General features: G+C 68.7%; 10 protein-coding genes. 3 read left to right on the forward strand and 7 right to left on the reverse strand.

The annotated features are described in order from the left end of the window. Window positions 1–107: 107 nt before the first annotated feature. Window positions 108–1,628 (reverse strand): agmatine/peptidylarginine deiminase, encoded by a 1,521-nt coding sequence (locus ACFTQE_RS03415; RefSeq protein WP_376923733.1) that lies wholly within the window; start codon window positions 1,626–1,628, stop codon window positions 108–110. 250 nt (window positions 1,629–1,878) lie between these two features. Between ACFTQE_RS03415 and ACFTQE_RS03420 the strand changes: the two genes are divergently transcribed. After that, entirely contained in the window at window positions 1,879–4,149 is a 2,271-nt protein-coding gene (locus ACFTQE_RS03420; RefSeq protein WP_376923734.1) for an FAD-dependent oxidoreductase, read from the forward strand. Between the two features lie 11 nt (window positions 4,150–4,160). Here the strand turns inward: ACFTQE_RS03420 and ACFTQE_RS03425 are convergent, their stop codons facing one another. Beyond that, window positions 4,161–5,033: an alpha/beta fold hydrolase gene (locus tag ACFTQE_RS03425; protein WP_376923735.1), complete on the reverse strand. Its 873-nt coding sequence runs from the start codon at window positions 5,031–5,033 to the stop codon at window positions 4,161–4,163. After that, on the reverse strand, window positions 5,030–5,656 hold the full coding sequence (locus ACFTQE_RS03430; RefSeq protein WP_376923736.1) for a TetR/AcrR family transcriptional regulator C-terminal domain-containing protein: 627 nt from the start codon (window positions 5,654–5,656) through the stop codon (window positions 5,030–5,032). The genes ACFTQE_RS03425 and ACFTQE_RS03430 overlap by 4 nt, the downstream gene beginning before the upstream one ends. Before the next feature lie 76 nt (window positions 5,657–5,732). Here ACFTQE_RS03430 and ACFTQE_RS03435 point away from each other — a divergent pair, with 76 nt between their 5' ends. Next, window positions 5,733–7,163, forward strand: a complete 1,431-nt coding sequence (locus ACFTQE_RS03435; RefSeq protein WP_376923737.1) for an MFS transporter — start codon at window positions 5,733–5,735, stop codon at window positions 7,161–7,163. A gap of 47 nt (window positions 7,164–7,210) precedes the next feature. Here the strand turns inward: ACFTQE_RS03435 and ACFTQE_RS03440 are convergent, their stop codons facing one another. The 4 genes from ACFTQE_RS03440 to ACFTQE_RS03455 all read right to left on the reverse strand — a co-directional run bounded on the left by ACFTQE_RS03440 (window position 7,211) and on the right by ACFTQE_RS03455 (window position 16,894). Next, window positions 7,211–8,479, reverse strand: a complete 1,269-nt coding sequence (locus tag ACFTQE_RS03440; protein WP_376923738.1) for an ROK family transcriptional regulator — start codon at window positions 8,477–8,479, stop codon at window positions 7,211–7,213. A gap of 135 nt (window positions 8,480–8,614) precedes the next feature. After that, window positions 8,615–11,851, reverse strand: a complete 3,237-nt coding sequence (locus tag ACFTQE_RS03445) for a hypothetical protein (protein ID WP_376923739.1) — start codon at window positions 11,849–11,851, stop codon at window positions 8,615–8,617. A 208-nt stretch (window positions 11,852–12,059) separates the two neighbouring features. Next, window positions 12,060–13,670 (reverse strand): hypothetical protein, encoded by a 1,611-nt coding sequence (locus ACFTQE_RS03450; RefSeq protein ID WP_376923740.1) that lies wholly within the window; start codon window positions 13,668–13,670, stop codon window positions 12,060–12,062. A gap of 77 nt (window positions 13,671–13,747) precedes the next feature. After that, window positions 13,748–16,894 (reverse strand): glycosyl hydrolase, encoded by a 3,147-nt coding sequence (locus ACFTQE_RS03455; RefSeq protein WP_376923741.1) that lies wholly within the window; start codon window positions 16,892–16,894, stop codon window positions 13,748–13,750. A gap of 378 nt (window positions 16,895–17,272) precedes the next feature. Between ACFTQE_RS03455 and ACFTQE_RS03460 the strand changes: the two genes are divergently transcribed. Continuing rightward, a complete protein-coding gene (locus ACFTQE_RS03460) occupies window positions 17,273–18,313 on the forward strand; it encodes a LacI family DNA-binding transcriptional regulator (RefSeq protein WP_376923742.1) in 1,041 nt (346 codons plus the stop codon). The last annotated feature ends 105 nt before the right edge of the window (window positions 18,314–18,418 follow it).

The following is an 18,418-nucleotide window of genomic DNA, read 5'->3' on the forward strand; positions in this document are numbered from 1 at the left end:
TTGTCGGGGTGGTGTTTTTTTTTTAAACTCCCCCGCCCCCCGCCCCCGCACCCCTGGTGGGGGCGGGGGGGGGGGGCCGCGCCGCCGCCCGCCCGCTGCCGAGTCGCTCAGGTGACCTGGAAGGTCGCGCTGGTGGCGAGCAGGGTGAGCCCGTCGTCGGCGAAGAAGCGGAAGTTGTACGCCCCTCGCGTCGAGGGCGCGGTGAACGTGATCGTCGCGGAGGTGCGACCGGTGGCGGGCGGGTTGTCCTGGCCGTTCAGGTACTTCTCGTCGTAGCCGCCTGCGCTGTCGGGGTCGCTCGCGCGGTAGAGGCCCACCCAGTCGCGCCGGCCGCCGGGTCCGCCCGCCACGTTCGCGCGGATCGTGCCGCCTCGGGCCACCGAGCTCCGGTCCGCCGCGATGGTGGCACCGGCCGGCGGCGTCGGTGTCGGGGTGGGGGTCGGCGTCGGTCCGCCGGAACCGAGCGGCTCCTCCATGGTGACGCAGTGCGCGCCGCCGCCGCCCTCGCCCATGAGGACGTCGAGGTTCAGCTGGACGCACGGGCGACCGAATGCCGCGGAGAGCGCGTCCCTGGCCGCGGTGTCCGTGGTGGGATCGCCGAACTGGGCGGTGATGACCGACCCCGAGGTCACGATGCAGTTCAGGTAACCGTCGAAGAACGTCGACTGTGCGGAGGCCGGGATGCGCGGGAGCGACGCCGGCCCGTAGATCGTGGTGACCTCCAGCCGCCGGCCCTTGGCATCCGTGGCGGACGCGAGCAGGTTGCGCGTCGCGATCGCCGATTGCGACCAGATGCTCGACGGGCGCGCCGGATTGCTCAGCTGGACCATCACGCGGCCCGGGCTCGTGTAGAGGACCGTCGCATCGATGTGGTCGTCGGTGATGTCCTGCCCCGAGATGCCCTGGCACCAGATCATCTTGGAGGCACCGTACATCCGGAGGAGCTCGGCCTCGATCTGGGCTGCCGACTTGCCGGGGTTGCGAGCCGAGTCGACCCACGAGCTGCGGTTGGCGATGAGCGTGCCGTCGCCGTCGGAGATGACGCCACCGCCCTCGCCGACGACGCTCGCCGCGGTGAACGCGACGCCGTTCTGGGCGGCCATCCGCTGCGCGACCAACGCGTCCTTGGCATGGGTCTGCTCGTTGCCCCAGCCGTTGAAGTTGAGGCCGATCGCGTCGATGCCGCCCGCCCCGTCGGTGCGGAACACCGCACCGGAGTCGCGCATCCAGCAGTCGTTCACCGGGATGGAGCTGATCACGGTGACGTTGGCGCCGACCCGGCTGCGCGCCGTGGCGGCGGCGCTCGTTCCGTCGGCGCACATGATGACGGGCGTCGTCTTGACGATCTCGTTGGCGATCTTCGCGATATCTCCCTGGATGCCCGAGAGCAGGCTGCCCCAGATCGACGTGCTCGACGGCCACGCCATCCAGATCCGCTTGAGGGGGCCGCCTTCGCCGGGCACGACGAATGCGCCGGCGGCCTGTGCGGCATCGAGCGTCGTCATGGCCATCGCGCTCGGGGCGGCCACCACCAGGCCGGCGGCCGCCACCCCGGCGAGGGTGAGGAACTGCCTCCGTGGATAGCCTTCGATCGTGTTGTTGCGGTCGCTGCTTCGGTGCTCACTCACTCGCGGTTCCTTCCCTCGTCCACGGAATGTGGAGGTCGACCCCTGTATCCGGACAACTCTTTGGATGTCATCCAAATTTGTGAGCCCTAGTTTTCCCCGAGGCATCCTCGATGTCAAGGGCGTGAGTGAACTGGGGCGCGCGAGTCTTCGGGGTGCGTGTCGCGATGCGGCGACTTCATCTAAACTGTGGAATTAGTGCGCCGTGTTCAGCGCGGATCACGTTCGATGACGACGAGAGGCCCTTCCCGAGATGATGCAGCTCACTCACCATGCCGATGTCACGGTCGTCGGAGGGGGGCCCGCGGGGGTCGCTGCGGCGGTCAGTGCTGCGCGCAATGGCGCCAGGGTGGCACTCGTCAACAACCGGCCCGTGCTCGGCGGCAACTCGAGCAGCGAGATCCGAGTATGGGTCGTGGGGGCGACGGCGCACGGTGCTCAGAAGTTCGCACGCGAGACCGGCATCATGGGCGAGCTGTTCCTCGAGAACCAGTGGCGCAACCCCGAAGGCAATCCGATCCTCTGGGATCACGTGCTGCTCGATCTCGTTCACGCCGAACCGAACATCGCGCTCTTCCTCAACTCCGAGGTCCGCGACGTCGACGCCGATGGCGACGAATCAGATCGGGTGATCCGCGCCGTGACGGGGTGGCAGTCGGGCTCGGAGAAGCTGATCCGCTTCGAGTCATCCGTGTTCATCGATTGCACCGGCGATGGCCTCGTCGGCTTCCTGGCCGGCGCTCGCTTCTCGAGCGGTCGCGAAGACCGGAGCATGCATGGCGAACCGTGGGCGCCCGAAGTCGCCGACGACGACATGCTCGGTAGCACCATCCTCTTCTACACGAAGGACGCGGGGGAACCCGTGCGGTTCGTGCCGCCGGGCATCACGAAGGACGTCGCAGCAGCAGGCATCACGCTGCGGCGGCGCATCGACCCCGCCATGAACGGCTGCGACTACTGGTGGATCGAATGGGGCGGCGAGCTCGACGCCGTCGACGACAACGAGCGCATCCGCGACGAGTTGTGGGGCATCGCGTTCGGCATCTGGGATCACATCAAGAACTCCGGCGAGTTCGACGCCGACACGTTGACGCTCGAGTGGGTCGGCACGATCCCGGGCAAGCGCGAATACCGCCGGTTCATCGGCGACCATGTACTCACGCAGCAGGACATCATCGGACAGACCCGCTTCCCCGACGCGATCGGGTTCGGCGGCTGGTCGATCGACCTCCACCCTCCTGGCGGCATCTACGCCGATGACAGCCCGTCGAGGCATCTCCACGGCCCAGGTCTCTACGACATCCCGTTCCGCTCGCTGTATTCGGCGAATGTGCGGAACATGCTCATGGCCGGGCGTGACATCTCGGCGAGTCATGTTGCTTTCGGGAGCACTCGGGTGATGGCGACCTGTGCCGTCACCGGTGAAGCGGCCGGGGCGGGCGCAGCGCTCTCGGCGCACCTCGGAATCACGCCGCGCGCGCTCGCGAGCGACCACCTCGAGCTGCTGCGATCGACGCTCCTGCGGCAGGACGCATCGGTGCTCGGCGTCCCATGGAGCGACGCGAGCGACCTCGCCCTCCAGGCGTCGGCGACAGCGTCGACAACCCTCGAGCGGCTTTCGGCCGACGGCGCGGGCGAAATCGAGCTCCTTTCGCTCAGCGAAGTCGACTTCGGCCTCGTGCTTCCGGTCGACCCGCGACTCGACGTCGTTCGACTCGGCGTCGACGCCGCGCGCGCGACGACGGCGACGGTCGAGCTCTGGAGCACCGGCAACGGCTTGAACCACATTCCGGTGCAGTTGCTCGCATCGCGATCGGTATCGGTTCCGGCGGCGGGTCGAACCAGGCTCGAAGCATGGTTCGATTTCGTGCCGGAGGCACCATGCGATGTCGTCGTCGTGGTGCGCCGCAACCCGGACCTCGCGGTCGCCGTCGCGCCGGAGCGTCCGCCGTACGGAGTGCTCTCGTTGCTCAGCCGGACACCGAGCCTCGACCTCGGGGAGCCGCAGAGCAACGCCTGGTCGGCTGCAGAGCTGCGTCGGCAGACGCCCGCGTTCAGCGTCGAGCCGACGACCACCGCATACCTCGCGGAACGTGTCGTCGGAGGGCTCGCCAGGCCGTTCGGCGGCCCGAACCTCTGGGCATCGGAGCCGATCACCGACGGCCGCGAAGAGTTCGTCGAACTGCGCTGGATGGAGCGCCAGGCGATCGGCTGCATCGAACTGCTCTTCAACGACGACGTCGATGAAGACCTCGTGAATCTGCACCACCACCGCACCCCGTTCGTCGTCATGCCCGAGCTCGTGCGCGACTACCGCGTCGACATCGAGACCGACGACGGCGGGTGGGCGCCGCTCGTCACGGTCGCGGGCAACCGGGTGCGTCGGCGCGTGCACGAGCTCGAAGCGCCGGTGGAGAGCGCTGCGCTGCGCGTGGTCGTCGAGGCGACGAACGGTGACGAGCGCGCGATGATCGTCGCCGTGCGCGTCTTCGGCGATGTCGCACGGGCAGCCGGCGACGAGTGAGCTGAGCGGCGTCAGCGAACGACGCCGCTCCGGAGCGCGCCGGTGATGAGCTCCGGCGCGGTCACCGCGAAGTAATGACCGGCACCCGGAACCTCGTGCAGGCTCGCGTTCGGAAGGTGCAGCGCCGCCCACCGGGCGACGCCGATGGGCACATTGCCGTCTGCGGTGCCGTGCACGAGCGTCACCTGGTGAGGGATCGACCCGAGCCCCTCCGGAAGCGGCCGGTGGTAGCGTCCGAGATCATCGATCCCAGCACGGGCACCCTGCCGCATCCCCTCGTCGGAATCCGGTGCCATGAGCTGCTTCGTCTCTGGCCGAGCCATCACCGCTCGGTCGGCCTCGGGCCACGCTGAGAGATTCACTTCGCGGGTGTTCGCGAACGGGCCGCGTCCCTCCAGCATGGCCGTCGCGAGCGCCGGCTGCCATCGGCTCAGTCCGTAGAGCACGCTGACGATCGGGATGCGACCGGCCAACGCCGATCGAGGAGCACCGGGGATCATGCCGCACGCGAGCACCAGCCGAGAGATCCGTTCTGGCGCGACGGATGCGAGCGCGAGCGCATACCCGGCACCGCCCGAGAATCCGAGGAGGGCGACCCGGGAGAGGCCGAGTGAGTCGAGCAGTTCGAGCGCGTCGTGATCCCATGTATGGAAACCGCTCGCCGTCGTCGGTGAGGTGCCTCCGAAGCCCGGTCGGTCGGGTGCGACGATGCGGATGCCGGCAGCCGATGCTGCCTCCTGCAGCGGGAGCAGCTGGTAGCGCGAGCCGGGCGACCCGTGCGCGGCGAGCACCGGGGCGCCGTCGGGGTGCCCGATCTCGCACCATGCGATGGTTCGACCACTGGTCGTCGTGAGGGTGATGGTCTCCGGTATGCGCGCGATCATGCTGCGGCCGTGTGGTCGAGGCCGGCGATGAGCAGCGCCAAGCCCACGTCGAAACGCCGCTCGTAGTCGTGGTGCTCGGCGAACACCGAGGCGTCGCGACGCGTCTGAGGGATGTCGAGCAGTTCCGATTCGCCGCGCCCCAGCCTGATCGCCACGTGCCCCGTCACGAAGTCGTGCACGGCGGCGTAGCCGTACGCGGCGTGCTCGGGTGAGAGCCCCGCTCCTTCAAGCGCTTCGACCACGCGATGCGCGACGTCGTCGGCGCCGGGGGCGTCGAGTGAGGCCTGACGGTGGGCCTCGAGCACGAGCGGATGCCGCAGCAGCAGATCGCGCAATCCGTACGCGAAGGTTCGAACGATGCCGTGCCAGTCCGTCGGCCACTCGAGCTCGGCGACCGCGTCCTCCACGAGGGCGGCGATGAGCGCATGGCGCAGTGCGTCGATGCCGCCGCTGGCACGGTGCACGGCCATCGCCGAGACGTCGAGACGCGCACCGAGCGCCCGGAACGTGACGGCGTCGAGCCCGCTGTCGTCGGCGAGTTCGGCGGCGACGACGAGCAGCCGATCGAGATCGACCGTCGGCCTTCGGCCGGCTCTTGCGCCGCCCGGGGCGTGCTGTATCATTCCTCGACAATAACGTTACGCGTAACGAATCTCAATGGCGGAACGGCGTCTCGCGTGCAACGAGAAGGAGAACGACATGGCGGTCCTGACTTCGGCCACGCCGTCGAGCACTCGTGCGCGGCGCACCGTCGCCGTCACGGGGCTCGCGCTCGTCGTGCTCGCCGGCGCGGCACTCGAGAGCTTCCTGTTGCCCGCGCTGCCGCACATCCAGCGGGAGTTCGGGGTGGACGCCGCGATCGGCGCCCTCGCGCAGGTCGCGCCGACCATCACAACCGTCATCGTCACCCCGCTCGCGGGACGCTTCGCCGATGTCTACGGGGCCAAGCGCACGCTCGCCGCGTTGCTCATGATGATCGTGTCCGGCGGCCTCGTCAGCGCCTTCGCCCCGATCTTCCCCATGCTCGTGCTCGGGCAGGTGCTCCAGGGGTTCGCCCTCGGCGTGCTCCCGGTGGCATTCGTGGTCATTCGCGGGCTGTTCTCCGCAGACGCCATCAAGACTGCGAGCGGCGGCCTCGTCGCGCTCACCGTCGGCGGGGCGGGCCTCGGGGTGCTCATCGCCGGCCCCCTCATCGAGGGCAGCTCCCGTGCCGTGCTCTTCGGCGTGCCGACGGCGCTCGTCGTGGTCGGCGGAACCCTCTTCTTCGCCTCGCGCGTGCGACTCGGCGTTCGGGAGCACGACCGACCGACGCGCATCGATTGGGGAGGGGCATCCGTGCTGTCGCTTGCGCTCGTGGCGACCGTCGCGTGGCTGGCCAGCACCTCGTCGGCCGGATGGTTCGCACCCGTCTCGGGCGGTCTGCTCGCCATCGTCGTGGCGCTCGCGACGGCGTGGATGCTGATCGAGCGACGGGTGGACCAGCCCATGATCGACGCGTCGACGCTCACGTCGCGCGCCGTCGGCGGGGCTGTGGCCGTCGGGGTGTGCATCGGCGGGGCGTACGCGTCGATCGTCTACCTCGTTCCTCAGCAGATCGCGCAGCCCGCCGACGCGTCCGGTCTCGGCGCCACGGCCACCCAGACCGGGTACTTCCTCACCGCGGCGTTCGCCGCCGGGTTCATCGCCTCCCCGCTCGCCGGCCAGGTCGCACGACGTCTCGGCGCACGCGCGGTCGGTGCCGGAGCGATGCTCGCGCTCGCGGCGGGTGCGTTCGTCGCCACGCTCTCGAGCGACGCGACCACGATCGTGATCGCCCTCATCCTGGCCGGGGTCGGTGCGGGGTCGGCCTCGACCGTGGTCTTCTCCTCGGCATCGACTGAAGCCGTCGAACACGAAGTGGGAGTCGCCACCGCACTCGTGACGATCGCCCGCGCCATCGGCGGTGCGTTGGCGACGCAGGTCATGGCGTCGATCATCGCGGCGAGTGCCGCATCCGGCGACGGGGTGCCGGAACTCGAGGCGTTCCGCCTCGGCTTCCTCGTGGCGTTGGGTCTGGCTCTCGTCGGGGCGGCACTGGCGCTCCTTCTGCCGAGAGACGGGCACCGTGCGGGCCTGACGGCGCGCTCGTGATGCGCGCGATCGGCTTCACCCCACCTTCGACGCGGGTGCCCCCTGCGTCAGTTCGAGAGCAGCAGTGTCGACGGCCGCGGCGAGAACTTGTTGTCGAGCACCAGGCAGGCGGCACCGATCGCGGCGACATCGCCGCCGAGGGCGGTGCCGACGATGCGGATCTCATGGAGCTGCCGCGCGATCGACTCCTTCGAGACGATCGGCTGGATGATCGGCAGGAACCGCTCAGCCACCCGCTCCCACATCGCGCCGCCGAGCACGACGGTGTCGACGTCGAGCATGTTGGTCACGCTCAAGATAGCCGACGCCGTGTAGCGACCGGCCTGATCGAGGAGCGCCGCCGCGCGGTCGTCGCCGCCGTCTGCGAGTGCACAGAGTTCGGCGAAGGCGAGATCGACCGATGCGGGGCTCGCGAGGTCGAAGCCGCCGCCCGCGAGCAGGCCGGCGTCGAGCGCTCCGGCCACGAGGCGTTCGGGCGAGCCGACTTCCCAGAAAGCCCTGAAATCACCGACGAAGCGGTCGCCGAACTCCTCGGACGAGACCGGGAGCAGTCCGATGTCGCCCGCATTGCTCGAGATGCCGCGTACCACGACGTCGTCGATCACGAAGCCGGCTCCGACGCCCGTGCCCATGTAGACGACGACGAAGTTGCTCGAACGGGCGACGCCGCCCACCCATTGCTCCGCCACCGCCCCGGCGATGACGTCCTTATCGAGCAGGACCGGCAGACCGGTCGCCGCGCGAAGATGGTCGCGCAACGGCACACGATGCCAGCCGGGCAGGTGCGGCGGGTCGAGCACGAGACCCCGCACCACGTCGACCGGGCCGGGGGAGGCGATGCCCACGCCGAGGATGCGGTCGCGGTCGATCGGTGCGTTCGAGAGCAGGGCGTCGATGTGCTCGCTCACGAGCGCGAGCACCGAGTCGGGGTCGCGAACGGCGGGAGTCGGATGACTCGCGTCGACGACCACCCGACCGGTGAAGTCGAGCAGCACGTAGGTGATCACCGCGGGGTCGAGGTGCACGCCGATGGCGTACGAGCCGCTCGGGTTCAGCTCGAGCATCGTGCGCGGCTTGCCGAAGCCCGAGCTCTGCTTGCCGGTCTCGACCACGAGACCTTGGTCGAGCAGTCGTCGGCAGATGTTCGAGACGGTCTGCGCGGAGAGACCGGTCTCGGCGGTCAACTCGACACGGCTGCGGCCCGACTCCGAACGCCGGATCGAATTGAGCACGACGGCTTCGTTGAAGTCGGCGACGCGCGGCAGGTTGGTGCCGCGGCTCGGCCCATTCCGATCGGGTGAACCGGGACTGTCCACTCCTGCTCCTTGACTGCGATCGATGCCGTGCGGGTCGAGACTCGACCGGCACCGGCGGCGGTGTGTTCTCACGGTACACGGCGTGCGCCGGGGGTGAGGTCGCAGACTGGCGGCCCCACCCCTGGCGCATGACGCTCAGGCTGCTGGTGCGACCAGCTGCGCAGACCGGAACAGCGACGGGTTCTTCGGGGCGGCGCCGATGCCACCGCCCCACTCCAGATAGCCGTCGCGAGCGTCGAGCCCGGTGCTCGCGTCGGCGTCGTTCACGAGGAACGACAGGCCGAACACCGAGGTGGGCGGCGTCTCGTAGCCGAGCGACGACCACGGAACGGTGATGCGATAGCTGGTCGTGCCTGCGGCGTCGTCGCGCACGATGTCGGCGACCGCGCCGGGTGTCACTCCGGCCGGCTGTCCTGGCGGAGCTGCGTGTGTGAAGACGATCGGCCCACTCGATGACAGCGCCGCGGAGACCTCGGTGCGGACGGCTCCCGCAACGCTCGGGAAATCCGAGTACAGCGAGAACTGGATGGAGTCGGCCTGCCAGGCCAGACCTTCCGCTCGATCGGCGGAGTGCTGTTCATCCGTCACGACTGCTGTCGCTACGAACGCGTCGGCGGTGTGGGCGAACTTCACCGTACCGCCGAGATCGGCGGGTTCGGTGCGGGTCCCACCTCGGAGGCTCACCCATCGACCGGTGGCGTCGAGCGAGATCGGGTCGAAGGTGCTCTCGCCGTCGGGCTCGATCGGAGACCAGCTCAGGTTGCCCGAGTTCGTTGCACGACGATCGCCTGAGAACGCTGCGGTCGAATAGGTGGCGTTCGCATACGGCGTGACACCGTCGACGGCGACTCGCGTGATCTCGGTGCCCGACGGCGCCACTGTCAGCGGACCCGGGATCGACCCGGACTTCGAGCCGGCACGCCACGACAGCGTGTCGACAGTCAGCTCAGTTGCGTCGTCATTGTTGGTAACGGCGATGTCGAACGCGTACGAGTACCCGGCCTCATCGGACACCACGGCCGGCCGCCCGGTGACGACCATCGGCGTCACCACGTTGCTGCTCGTGCGAAGGCGTGCGTACACACCGTGCTTGTCGGCAATCGTCGCCGTCAGCTCACGCACCGCGATCTTCGTCGCCGGCGGCACCTCGACCTCGGCCGATGAGGTGTTCTTCGACCCGACGAGCTCGGCGGTGGCACCCGACACGGTCACGGTGTGACGTTGCGAGCCGCGACCGGCGGTCACCATGACCGGCAGGTCGGCGCCCGTCACAGACTGCGCCGACGTCGAGACGCCGAATGGCGACTCCACGACGGTGATCGAATCCGGCGCGCCCTCGAGGTAGACCGGGCTGCCGTCGAGGTCGACGAAGACCTCGCCTTCCCGCGGGGTGAGCGTGGTCGCTGCCCCGAACTCGTCGCTCAGCGAGAGTGGCGCATCGGTGGCGATACGCACCGTCGCAACATCCGTCGACCACATCGCGCGGATCGTCGAATCGGTGCCGACGAGCGGGTACGAGTACACCGACTCGGTACCGAGATCCTCGCGCTCTCCCTGCTCACGGCCGGTCGCCGCGCGGATGAGCACGGCGGTTGCGACCGCGGACGGCTTCGGCGCGATTCCCGTGATGCCCGCACCAGGTCGGCGGAACTGGCCGAAGTTGTGCTCGCGGTTCGTGCGATCGGTGCCGTCGTCGAGGGCGTCGTAGATGAAGAGTTTGTCGGCCCCTGCGTCGCGGGCGAGCAACTGCGCGCGAACGATGCGATCGGCTTGCTGCGTCTCCGTGATGCCCGACGGGTACGTGGCCGCACCGTTCTCGGTCACCCAGATCGGGATGTCGCGCTCGCCCTGGTTCGCCTCGATGAGGGAGACGAGTTGCGGGAACGCACCGGTGAGGTCGGTGTTCTCCGGCTGCACGGCCGGGTCTCCATAGCCGTAGAAGTTCGTGCTGTAGGTGTCGATCAGGTCGAGACCGCCCTGCGCGATGAAGTCCTGCGCCCAGGGGAGTGAGGTGCCGGCCGTGGTCGGTCCGATCACATTGGTGTCGGGGTTGGCCCCGTCGACCGCCGGCCAGAGCTGCTCGAGGATGTCGATGTAGCATGCCGCGGTGATGCCGCACGCACCGTCGTTGAAGCCGGTGCTGTTGTACTCGTTCTGCACGCCGAAGTTCGGCGTGACGTCATCGAAGTACAGCGATGCCTCCTTGGCGAAGTTCGCGAACGCCGCGATGCCCTCGGGGCTCGACGGCGTCTTGCCGCCATCGTAGAGGGCATTACGGTAGCCCCAGTTGCCCATCGAGGTGATGCCACGTTCGGCGGCGCTCCGAGCGCCCCGGTCGAACGGCGACGATGCGAAGTCGAAGACCCCGGGCACCTTCTCGACCCCCGACCAGCTGACGTCGGACCGGGTGTTGCCCCAGCCGACGAGTGCCATGGCGTCGAGCAGTGCTTCTTCGGTGTCGACCGGTTGCCACCCGTAGTGCATGCCGACTGCGAAGAAGGAGTCGGGGTCGAGCGCCCCTTCAGGGGTCGGGGTGACGATGCCGAAGTTCGTCGTTCGGGTGACGGGCGCGCCCGAGTCCGCTGTGGCCGTGAGGCTGTAATAGCCCGGCGGCAGCTCGGAGATCGGCAGTTCCGCTGCGTCATCCGTGACATCGAGGCTGCCGCTGTCGATTGCGGCGCCGCTCGCATCGCCGATCGTGTAGTCGACGCTGTCGGCGGCGGAGGCGAACGTGATGGCTCCTTCCCCCTCCTCGAACAACAGCGAGGGCGAGGTGATGCTCAGTACCGGCGCATCCGTGAACGACACCTCGACTCTGCCGAAGCACACCGGGGGGATGCTCGCGGCGTTGGCCTTGACGTTCACGCGGAAGTCCGCACCGTTCGAGCGATTCTGGAAGCGGATGTCGGCGAGCTCGAGTTGCGTGGTGACCCAGGTGTTGCTGCCGGCGAGGGCGACGTTCGACGAGGCCGTCCACGGCGAGTTCTTTCCGTCGTACTGGATCTCGAGGTTCGTCTGACCGGCGTCGAAGTAGCTCAGGGTGACGAGCGCGCGCGTCGCGCCGGCGGGCTTCACCGCGTCGTCGACGTCGACGTAGAGGTAGTTGTTGTAGGGATCACCTGACATGGTCCAGCACGAGGTTCCCAGCTGTTCGCTCACCGCGTGCGCCGGGTCCTTGTCCTTGTCGCCCGGCCAGGCCCTGACGATGCCGTCGTAGCTCGGCTGGGCGCCGAGCACCGCCGACGCGTCGGGCGATCCGGCCGCGAGTGCGGGGGAGGGGATCGCCGTGATCCCGCCCGCCATCACGAGCGTGGCGATCGCCCCGCCCCAGGCCCGCCGCCGCAGCGGCGGACGTTGTCTCGTGCTCTGCATGCGCATCTCCTTCGATCGCCGCGCCCGAACCGTTCAGGGCGCGTTGCCCATTCGATCGAATCGGCGCACCGTGCCGGGCATCGGTGAACGGCAGCTGGAGTGGTGGGTCTAATTCCATCGAATTGATTTAAAGTAGTGCCCATCCAACCCAAAGATCAAGGGCCGGTCCGTGCGCATCACCGACGAGCGCAATGGGTGATCACGGAATTCATGAGACTCCGACGACCGGTCCCTCGACGAAGACCGGCGAGCTCGTGAGCGGCAGCAGTACTCGACCGCCGGTCGGAGGGAGCGTCTCGGCTCGGCCGAGCACGTCGGTCACGGTGATCGGCCCGGTCGCGGCGATGGTCGCCGTGCCCGCGGCGCTCGCCCACAGGATGCGCATCGTCGCAGCACCCGTGCCGAACACCGCCGAGCGCACCGGCAGGGCGACGGGGTCGCCGCCTGCGTACGACAAGCCACCGATCTTTCGTGCCAGCACGGCTTGCGCCACGATGGCGGGCTTGGGGGCGTGGGCGATGACCGTGGTCATCGTCTCAGGGGTGCTCGCAAGCGGCTGGCGGAGCAGCCCGAAGTTGTGCTCGGTGCTGGTCGGCACCCGCCCGTCGTTGACGAGGTCGTACCAGTAGATGCGCTCGACGCCGTTCGCCAGGGCCACCGCGTAGAGCCGCACGAGGTTGTCGGCCTGCTGCAGCTCGGTAGTGCCGCCGCCGTCCTGCGTCGGCCAGCCCATCTCCGAGAGGTAGATCGGCACGTCGCTGCCGGCGTTGGCCGCTTGCAGCCTGGTGCGCAGGCCGGCGAGGGCGTCGCCGCTACCGCCGAGCCACTCCGGGCCGCCCGGGTAGTGGTACGGGTGCACGCTGTAGGCGTCGAGGTGATCCAGGCCGCCGCGATCGATCAGGTCGGGGGCGAAGCATTTCGTGCCGTCGGGCCTGATGCAGTTGCCGATGCCGATGGTCGCGGGCCCGACGACCGTCGTGCTCGGCCGAACCGCCTTCACCGCCGGCGCGACCCCCTCGAGCACGTCGAGGTAGCATGCCGCGGTGCGACCGCAGGCGCTCGTGTTGAACGTACCGCCGTTGTACTCGTTCAGCACCTCGAGCACATCGAGGTCGTAGTGATCGACGAGCGCCGCGGCGAACGCGCCGAAGGCGGCGATGCCCGTCGGGCTGCTCGGCGTGCGACCGCTGTCGTAGTGCGAATTTGCGCCGTTGGCGATGACCATCGGGGTGATTCCGCGGGCCCGGGCGCCGTCGATGATGGCGGTGAGCCCGGCGGGATACGTGTACGTGCCGGGGGACGTCTCGAAGTTGCTCCAGAACGCGTCCTCACGGATGTGGGAGATGCCGACCTTGACGGCCTCGTCGAGCACACCGACGCCCCAGCCCGGCCGGTTCAGGTGCGTGGCGGCGCCGAAGGGCGAACTCTCGTCGATCAGACTCGTCGGCACCGGTTCGATGACCGCGAAGGACACAGTCAGATCGGTCGCGTTCGGGGCGGCACCCGCATGCAGCGACAGCGTGTAGTAGCCGGGTGAGAGGGCAGAGATGTCGACGGTGGATGCTCCCGCCGACATCCAGCGCACTCCGCTGCCGACGGCGGCGCCGGCTATGTCGGCGATCTTCCAGCTGACCGATGCCGCGGTCGACCCGATCGCGATCGACCCCGGGCCGCGGTGGAAGATCAGGCTCGGCGAGGAGATCGTCAACGTGAACGTCGGGGCGGCTGTGGCTGGACTGGTTCCGCCAGCGGTGAGCATCGTCACCAGGGCGATGAGCGCGGCGACTCGGGCGAGCCGCGCGCGGATGGTCGCGTTCATGAAAGACCTCCGGACGTCGTTGTCGAAGCACGAGGATGCAGGTGGCCGGCCGCGTCGACCGGCCACCTGTTCGCGGTTCAGCGCGTGAGCCGAACCTGCTGGTACTGGGCGAGCTTCCAGTTGTTCACGCCGTTGCCCCACTGCTGCCAGCCGAGAAGGCCGAGCGAGCGGTAGTTGTCGCGGTCGACTTGGTCGCGCTTGTTGATCGCGACGGTCAATGAGAACTCCGGCTCCTCTGGTGACAGCGGCTGGATCTGCTCCCAGGGGATGGCGATCAGGTAGGTGGTGGTCTTCGCGTCCTCGTCGCGGACGACTTCCACCTCTGCGTCGGCCATCATGTCGACGTTGTACTGCCGCGGCAGGGATTCGACGTAGACGCCGTTGCCCTCGAGCGACTGGCCGGCGTAGAGCATGTACCAGTCGGCGCCCCAGCTGCCGAGTCCGCCGCCGGGCCGACCGGGCTGCAGGCCGATCGCGATGCTGTCGCCCGCGGGCAGCCACTCCGCCCGTTTGGCCGGCTGGTACTGCTCTTCGTGAACGACGGCGGAGACGTACAGGTGGCGCTTGTCCCAAGTGGTCCAGACATCGCCGTCGGCGGTCGCGGCATCGATCTTCTGGAAGTTCCCCACCGCGGCGAGGTCGATCGCGGGCACGTCGTCGAGTCCGCTCAGCTGGCCGTGCTTCAGCTTCGGGGTCGCCCGCGACACCGGCGCGAACGCGAACGCGTCGGTGTCGGTGATCGTGCGATCGCCGCCGACGGCGGCAGTGACGGCGGCATCGCGGATCAGGTACGGCTGCTGGCCGGTCAGCGGAACCTCGACGACTCGCGTCTCACCAGGAGCGAGCAGCGGCTGCGCGCCCAGGGTCCCGGTTGCATCGCCGTACGTCCATTCGATCCCGTCGACGGACGCGGGTGCGGCGTTCGAGTGGTTGCTGAGCGTCAGCGCCAACTTCGTGTCGAAGCCCCCGGCGATCGTCGGGGCGACATCGATCGTGACCGTCTCGGGCACGACCTCGGTGGTCGCGGTGGCGAGGCCGGCCGCGTGCCCGTCGAACGTCGCGGTGGCCCGCACAGTGCGGGTACCGCCGACGGTGCCGGCCGGAATCGAGACGACCGTTTCCGACGGGCGCCCGTTCGCGGCGGTCACCTCGATGGTGCGGCCTTCGATCTCGACCGCCGCGTCGCGCTGGCGGCCAGACGGATCGAACCGCACGGTGACCGCGACATCCTCACCGGCGACGGTCGTCTCCGGTGCCGTGATCGTGATCGCCGCTCCGGCCTTGATCGTGTCGACATCGGCGCGCAGGAACACCGGTTCATCGGTGAGGGTCAGGTGCAGGCGGCCTCCGATCGGTTCCAGTACGGTCTCGGCGCCCATCAGGTCGACGGCGGTGATCGGCTCCTCGGCCTTGATCGTCACGGGCTTCGGCGTTCGGTCGGCACTCCACAGCGCGGTGATGGCGCCGTCGGTACCGGCGAAGCGGTATCCCCGCGCGGCCGGATCCTTGCTCTTCACCGTGCCGACGTAGTCGGCACCGGTCAGCTCTCGTGAGGTGGTGGCGTAGGCGACGTACGACGGCTTCGGGTTGATCGAGGTCGCGTCGGCGCTGGTTCGGCGGAGCATCCCGAAGTTCTGCTCCGAGTGGTCGGCCTGGGTGCCATCGTTGATCAGGTCGTACCAGAAGTACTTGGCGATGCCAGCCGCCTTCGCCTCGAGAAGCGACCTCGAGAGCGACTGCGCCTGTGTCTGCTCGTTCACGGCGATCGCCGAGGCCGTACCGACGGCCCAGCCCTGTTCCGTGATCCAGATCGGCTTGGATTCGCCGTGGTTGTACTTCTTGATCAATTCCTGCAGGCCGGCCACGTCGAGTGCCAGTCCATCGGGGGTGCCGGGTGCACGGTAGGGGTGGATCGAGATGACGTCGAGGTGCTCCAGGCCGCCGAGGGCGAAGAACTCCTCGTACCAGTCCAGCGGCACCTTGAACGATGAAGCCCCGACCACTGTGACGTCGGGTGCGACTGCCTTGACCTTGTCATAGGTCGCGGCCAGCATCGCCGCGTAGCACTTGGCCGACTGGGAGCAGACGCCTTTGCTGAAGCCGCCGTAGTACTCGTTCCAGACCTCGACGGCCCCGATGGTATCGCGGAAGTGCTCGGCGACGGCGGCACTGTAGTTGCCGTACGCCTCGTACGCCTCCTCGGTGCTCGGGGTGCCGCCGTACAGGGGATGCCCGTACCCGAGGATGTAGAGCCCGCGCTGACCCTGTGCGGCGAGCTGTTCGGCGATCTGCTCGCTGCCGGGGGAGAAGGTGTAGGTTCCCTTGGTCGCCTCGACGCTGTTCCAGTAGACGGTGTCGATGCGGACGTTGCCGGCGCCGGCACGGGACGCGGCCTCGGTCGCGTCGCTCCAGTCGAAGCTCTCACCGGCCTTGATCGTGTGCGCGTTGATGCCGAACATCGACTCCGCCTGGGCGGTCGGGTCGGCGGGCGGCTTCATGATCGCGAACCCGGCAGTGCGGGTGAGTTCATCACCGGTCGGTCCCTGGCCGGTCGCCGCGATCGTGTAATAGCCGTCGGGCAACGGCTCGGTGCCGATCGTGCCCTGCCGGCTCGCCGGATCGACAGAGGCAGTGCCGGTTCGCACGACCGCGCCGTCGTAGTCGCGGATGCTCCAGGCGATCTCGTCGCTGCGAGCGCTGAGCACGCCGAAGCTCGGCGCATCGCCCGAGTCGAACACGTTGGCGTCGGTCGTCACGGCGAGCTGTACATCGTCGGTGGCGATCGGCGACGGCGCAAGCGTGAGGTCGCCGATGCACACTGGGCCGGCGCTGCCGCCCATGGCCGGCGCCCACGTGGCGATGCGCAGGTCGCCGCCCTGCTGGCGGCCCGTGAAGCCGCCGTCGGCGACGAAGAAGTGCGCGGACTTCCATGTGTTCGTACCCGTCGTCTCGATCACCGTCGTCTGCTTGCCTGCGCCGGAAATTGCGTCGTACGAGATGGTGAACTTGCCGGGTGCGCTGTCGAAGTAGCCGATGTCGATCGAGGCGGCGTTGGCTCCGGTGTGTTTCAGTGCGTCATCCAGCTTGATGTAGATGAAATTGTGGATGCCGCCGCCGAGCTCCCAGCATTCCCGGTCGGCGTAGCTGCGCACCGTGGGTGCGGCGGTGCTGTCGCCGATCCGCACGGTCGCCCCGGAGGATTCGGCCGTGGATCCGAACGACACGGTTGCTGCGGTAACTGCGGTGGGTTCGGCGGCCGTGGCCGGCGCGGCCAACGCACTCATGCCGGCCAGGGTCGCGCTGGCGGTCAGGATGCCGATCAGCCGTTGCCGGTATCGGCCTGGGGCTCTGGGTTTGCGAGTGGGGAACATGGACGTTGACCCTCCTTTGGGGCGTCGATCGCTCGGCGGTGATCCTGCGTAAACGCTTCCGCACGTGTGCTCGATGATCCTTGCCTGCCGAACACGCGGTTGTCAATGCCTCCGAAAAACCGGCTGCGAAGGCCCTGACCACCCGAGCGCTGCAACTGCGGAAGTGCTTACGCGCGTGCGTCCGTGGCGAGATCGACGACGGCTAGGCTGCTGTCGACGGGAAGGCGGCGCATGGCGAAGAAGGTCACGCTCAGCGATGTGGCCTCGGCCGCGGGTGTCTCGATCGCGACAGCTTCTCGAGCGCTCGGCTCGGCGGGTCGCATCTCGGCAGAGACCCGGCAGCGGGTGCTCGCGACAGCCGAACGGCTGGACTTCCAGCCGGATGCGCTCGCGAAGTCGTTCGTCACCGGCAAGAGCGCGACCGTCGGGGTGCTCGCCGAGCAGGCGATCGGGCTCTACAGCATGCCGGTGCTGATCGGCGCGATCGAGCGGCTCAGCGAACACGGCATCGCCACCCTGATGTACGACGCGCGCGCCACCTCGCACGAACTCCTCGCCCATCTGAGACAGCTGCGCGCGCGCAGGGTCGACGGGCTGCTGATCGTCGGCGACACCCCCGACCTGACGAGCCTGGCCGATGCACTGGACTTTCCGGCGCCGATGGTCTTCGCGGATGTCGAGCCGTCTGGGCGGAATTCCAGCGTGGTCATCGCTCCCGACGGTCACCACGCAGGCCTCCTCGCCGGCCGGCATCTCATCGGGCTCGGCCGGCGCCGGATCGCGCACCTTACGGCGTCTGCGGCAGGGCCGGCGGTGCAGCGCCGGGCCGCCGGCATGCTCGAGGCACTCGCCGAGCACGAGTTGCCCCTCGTGCTCGGCGCCCCTTTGCACGGCACCTACTCCCGAAGCTGGGGGGTGGTGGCCGCCGAGCAACTACTCGCAAGCGGCGAGCCGTTCGACGCGATCTTCGCCGGCGACGACGAGATCGCGATCGGCGCCTACACGGCACTCTCCAGGGCCGGCCTCCGGATTCCCGATGACGTCGCGATCGTCGGCTACGACAACCAGCACCGGCCGGTGCATCACGACGGGATCTGGTTGACGAGCATCGAGCCGCGGTTGCACACGGTTGGCAGTCGAGCCGCCGAGGCGCTGCTGGCCTCGATTGCGGGGGAGCAGCCGCCAGCGGTCGAACTGGTGCCCGGTGAGCTCGTGGTCGGCCGCTCGACGATCGGGCCGACGCTCGGAGCGTACGAGCAGATCGCTCCGTAGCCGAATGCCGTGGGCCGGGCTGCGCCTTGCAGCCTCGCGGTTGACAATTTCAATCGAATTGAATTACAGTGACGGCACGCCGTGCGGAACCGCGAGAGAGCCGGA

Origin of the sequence: Agromyces sp. NPDC056965 (genome assembly GCF_042673425.1) — a bacterium.
Taxonomy (GTDB): Bacteria; Actinomycetota; Actinomycetes; order Actinomycetales; family Microbacteriaceae; genus Agromyces.

Coding starts and splice junctions, on each gene's coding strand:
- ACFTQE_RS03420 (WP_376923734.1), top strand. CDS start 1,879: ATGATGCAGCTCACTCACCATGCCGATGTCACGGTCGTCGGAGGGGGG.
- ACFTQE_RS03425 (WP_376923735.1), bottom strand. CDS start 5,033: ATGATCGCGCGCATACCGGAGACCATCACCCTCACGACGACCAGTGGT.
- ACFTQE_RS03430 (WP_376923736.1), bottom strand. CDS start 5,656: ATGATACAGCACGCCCCGGGCGGCGCAAGAGCCGGCCGAAGGCCGACG.
- ACFTQE_RS03435 (WP_376923737.1), top strand. CDS start 5,733: ATGGCGGTCCTGACTTCGGCCACGCCGTCGAGCACTCGTGCGCGGCGC.
- ACFTQE_RS03445 (WP_376923739.1), bottom strand. CDS start 11,851: ATGCAGAGCACGAGACAACGTCCGCCGCTGCGGCGGCGGGCCTGGGGC.
- ACFTQE_RS03450 (WP_376923740.1), bottom strand. CDS start 13,670: ATGAACGCGACCATCCGCGCGCGGCTCGCCCGAGTCGCCGCGCTCATC.
- ACFTQE_RS03460 (WP_376923742.1), top strand. CDS start 17,273: ATGGCGAAGAAGGTCACGCTCAGCGATGTGGCCTCGGCCGCGGGTGTC.